Consider the following 274-nt stretch of genomic DNA (forward strand, 5'->3'; position numbering starts at 1 on the left):
GTGTTCAATCACCGCCACGCTATCAAGGAGAATTCATGACTACTCGAATAGAAATCAATTCTGATGATTGGACGCTTGTCTCTAGTGCAGCTGCTGGCTACATGGAAAATGAAGGTGGAAGCGTCGCTACGTTCAGAGTGGAAGATGCAAAGCCTGACGCCGCTGAGAAGTGGGGGCATAGCATTGGTTTATATGATGCTAAGGGTTGGTCTCGCGCTGTTGCTAATCCTATTTATGCACGCAGTGTTACCGCTAAAACGCACCTCATTGTTAC

General features: G+C 47.4%; 1 protein-coding gene. It reads left to right on the forward strand.

Annotated features, from left to right (window positions below; translation table 11 throughout):
- Positions 1 to 35: 35 nt before the first annotated feature.
- Positions 36 to 274: hypothetical protein (locus tag OW491_RS18080; RefSeq protein WP_290037283.1), on the forward strand; the 239-nt coding region annotated here is incomplete at its 3' end.

Source organism: Neptunomonas sp. CHC150 (assembly GCF_030397555.1).
GTDB lineage: Bacteria > Pseudomonadota > Gammaproteobacteria > Pseudomonadales > Balneatricaceae > Neptunomonas > Neptunomonas phycophila.